Annotated in this window: 5 protein-coding genes; 4 read left to right on the plus strand and 1 reads right to left on the minus strand. The window is 69.2% G+C overall.

The window, feature by feature from the left end; translation table 11 throughout:
- The first annotated feature begins 128 nt into the window (after window positions 1-128).
- From PMI01_RS06175 to PMI01_RS06190, 4 genes are all read left to right on the plus strand, one after another.
- Window positions 129-320, plus strand: a complete 192-nt coding sequence (locus tag PMI01_RS06175; protein ID WP_007665433.1) for a helix-turn-helix domain-containing protein — start codon at window positions 129-131, stop codon at window positions 318-320.
- 102 nt (window positions 321-422) lie between these two features.
- Window positions 423-1,340 carry a class I SAM-dependent methyltransferase gene (locus tag PMI01_RS06180; protein ID WP_007665434.1) on the plus strand — a complete coding sequence of 306 codons (918 nt, stop codon included), beginning with the start codon at window positions 423-425 and terminating at the stop codon, window positions 1,338-1,340.
- Window positions 1,337-2,074, plus strand: coding sequence for a pseudouridine synthase (locus PMI01_RS06185; RefSeq protein ID WP_007665436.1), 738 nt, complete (start codon window positions 1,337-1,339; stop codon window positions 2,072-2,074). Before PMI01_RS06180 ends, PMI01_RS06185 begins: the two co-directional genes overlap by 4 nt.
- Window positions 2,067-2,300 (plus strand): sulfurtransferase TusA family protein, encoded by a 234-nt coding sequence (locus PMI01_RS06190; RefSeq protein WP_007665438.1) that lies wholly within the window; start codon window positions 2,067-2,069, stop codon window positions 2,298-2,300. The genes PMI01_RS06185 and PMI01_RS06190 overlap by 8 nt, the downstream gene beginning before the upstream one ends.
- On the opposite strand, the gene PMI01_RS06195 is transcribed toward PMI01_RS06190, so the two are convergent.
- Complete coding sequence (locus PMI01_RS06195; protein ID WP_051989911.1) at window positions 2,272-3,222, minus strand: YihY/virulence factor BrkB family protein; 951 nt, start codon at window positions 3,220-3,222, stop codon at window positions 2,272-2,274. The genes PMI01_RS06190 and PMI01_RS06195 overlap by 29 nt on opposite strands.
- Window positions 3,223-3,326 lie beyond the last annotated feature (104 nt).

Below are 3,326 nucleotides of genomic sequence, written 5' to 3' on the forward strand. Positions count from 1 at the left end.
CTTCGCCCGCTGGACCGGCGGATTCTACCTCACCTTCGGTCACCTGTGCCTTGGCGCCTACAATCACAAGGGCAACTGGCAGGTCAGTCTGGCGTGGCTGGACCCTCAACCTCAGCAGGAGGCGTGAGATGAGCGACAAACTCGCCTACACGATCAACGAGGCAGTCGAGGCCACCGGCCTGTCGCGCGACACGCTCTACCGGCGCCACCACGACGGGCAGATCACCATGCGCAAGGTGGTGGGCCGCACGCTCATCCTGGCCGCCGATCTGCAACGCCTATTGGAGGCCTCGCCGGGGGTGCCACGACGAGCTGCTTAGGGCTGGACTTAGGGCACAGATTTTGCGACGCCCTCCAGCCCTTACGCCGCCTCAGGGGTACGCCCCCCACCCTGCCCGCCACATTTCCCGAGATCCATGTTCATGTCCGACACCGTCCGCGCCGCCGTCTATGGCTTTCCGCTTCTCGACGTGGCCGACGTGCCGGGCGGGGCGGTGCAGGTCTCGCCGCTGGTGGCCGGTTCGATCGACCTGGCCGAACTGCCCGAGGGCTCGCTGGACGAGATCGTCGTCCAGGCCCCGGCCGGCGCGGCCGAGCGGCGCTATGTCCTGGCCCTGGCCCTGCGGGCGCTGAAGACCGAGGGCCGGTTGACGGCCCTGGCCCTGAAGGATCGCGGCGGCCAGCGCCTGAACAAGGAACTGACGGCGTTCGGCTGTACGATCGGCGAAAGCGCCAAGCGCCACCATCGCATCTGCGTGGTCCTGAAGCCCGCCGCCGTCGCCGGTCTCGACGCCGCGATCGCCGAGGGCGCGCCGCGTCGGCTGGACGGCGACGGGCTGTGGTCGCAGCCGGGGGTGTTCAGCTGGGACCGCCTGGACCCCGGCTCGGCCCTGCTGCTGAAGTCGCTGCAGCCGATGTCCGGGGTCGGCGTCGACCTGGGCTGCGGGATCGGCGTCCTGTCGCACGCCATCCTGGCCTCGCCCAAGGTCACCAAGCTGAGCCTGATCGATCTGGATCGCCGCGCGGTCGAGGCGGCCAAGCGCAATGTCGCCGATCCGCGCGTCGAGGTGCTGTGGGCCGACGCCCGGCGCGGCGCCGAGCTGCTTTCGGGCCTCGACTTCGTGGTCACCAACCCGCCGTTCCACGAGGGCGGCGGCGAGGACAAGAGCCTGGGCCAGGCCTTCATCAAGTCGGCCGCCGCCATGCTGCGCAAGAGCGGCGTGCTGTGGATCGTGGCCAACCGCCACCTGCCCTACGAGGCGGTGCTCAACGAGCACTTCAAGGCGGTGAAGCCCATCGCCGACGCCGGCGGCTTCAAGGTCTACGAGGCCCGCAAATGACGAAAGCCTTGATGGCGCGCCTGGATCGCCTGCTGGCCAATCTCGGCTACGGCAGCCGGCGCGACGTCCAGGCTCTGGTGTCGGGCGGCAAGGTCACGCTGGACGGCGTGGCGATCAAGGACGCCGGACAAAAGATCGCCGTCACCGCCGACCTGCCGCTGCGCATGAAGATCCGCGGCGTCGCGGTCGATCCCCCCGCGCCCCTGGTGCTGATCATGCACAAGCCGCTGGGCGTGGTCTGTTCGCACCGCGAGGACGGCGAACGGATCTACGACCTCTTGCCCAAGCGCTGGCAGATCCGCGACCCGGCCCTGTCCAGCGTCGGGCGGCTGGACAAGGACACCTCGGGCCTGCTGCTGATCACCGACGACGGCGACTTCCTGCATCGGGTGATCTCGCCCAAGCGCCACGTGCCCAAGGTCTATCGCGCCACCCTGGACCGGCCGCTGACCGGCGCCGAGGGCGCGGCCTTCGCTAGCGGGACCCTGATGCTGGAAGGCGAGGACAAGCCGCTGCTGGCGGCAGAGCTCGACGTCCTGGGCGAGCGCGAGGCCCGCCTGACCATCACCGAGGGCCGCTACCACCAGGTGCGCCGGATGTTCGCCGCCGTGGGCAATCACGTCGTCGCCCTGCACCGCGAGCGGATCGGCGGCATCGCCCTGCCGGACGACCTGGCGCCGGGTGAGCACCGGATCCTGACCGCCGACCAGGCCGAGGCGGTGTTCGATGGCTGAAGACAGATTGATCGACGCGCGCGGCCATCGCTGCCCAGTGCCGACCCTGCGCCTGCGCCGGGCCCTGGAAGAGGCCGCGCCGGGCAGCCACGTCCGCCTGCTGGCCGACGATCCGCTGGCCCGCATCGACGTGCCGCATTTCGCCGCCAGCGCCGGGGCGACCGTGGTCGAGATCGTCGACGCGCCGAACGGGGCGATCAGCTTTCTGGTGGCGAAGGCGCCTTGAGCGCGATGGCCTTGGGTCCTTCCAGGAGGGCCCGGGGCCGCTCGTCCAGGGCGATCTCCATCTCGGTGGCCAAGGCGCCGCCGAAGAACACGGCGTTGACGCTCCACGACAGCCAGATCAGGAAGATGATCACCGCCGAGATCGAGCCGTAGGTCGCGCCCAGATGGGCCACCTGCTCGACATAGAAGGCGCTGGCCCACGACATGAACACGCAGAGCACCGCCGCCGCCAGGCCGCCGGCCATCGAGGCCCGCCAGCCGACCGGGGCGCGTGACATGGCGTAGCGGTAGACCAGCGTCATGCCGACCAGCAGGCCCAGGCTGGCCCAGGTCCATTCGCTCTGAATCCACGAGACGCCGGCCAGCGGCCGCAGGTCCAGGGTGCTGGACAGCAGGCGGAAGACCAGGAACACGCCCGACATCACGAACAGCAGGCCGAAGGCGCAGACCAGCACCACAAGGGCCATCAGGTTGAAGCCGAAGAATCCCCGCTGGTCTTCCTCGTCATGGATGAACGACAGTCCCGCCAGCAAGGCCTTGAAGCCGCGATGGGCGGCATAGACGCCGATGATCAGGACCACGGCGCTTTGTAGCGAGATGGCCTGTTCGGGCGCATGGGCCAGGCGTCCCAGTTCGCTCTGGAAGATCGGACGGGCGCCCGACGGCATCAGATAGGCCAGCTTGTCGGCCTGGCTCACCGCCTGTTCGGGCGTCAGCATCATGGTGTAGAGGCCGATCAGGATCGCCAGGCCGGGAAACACCGCCAGCAGGATGAAGAACGACACCCCGCCGACATAGAGCATGACGTCGCGCCCCCACAGGCGCTGCAGGGCCAGGCCCAGGACCCGCAGGATCTCGCGCACCCAGTGGATCGGATCGAGATCGAGGTCTCGAAAGCGAATGCGGTCCTGGGGCGACGTCATGCGGCGGAAACTGCCCGCGTCGCCCCGCCGACGCAAGCAAAGGCTGAGATACCGGGGTTCGGACGCACAAAGGCCCGTCGCTTCAGGGAAAGCGGCGGGGCTCC

The sequence above is a fragment of the Caulobacter sp. AP07 genome, assembly GCF_000281955.1.
Taxonomy (GTDB): Bacteria; Pseudomonadota; Alphaproteobacteria; order Caulobacterales; family Caulobacteraceae; genus Caulobacter.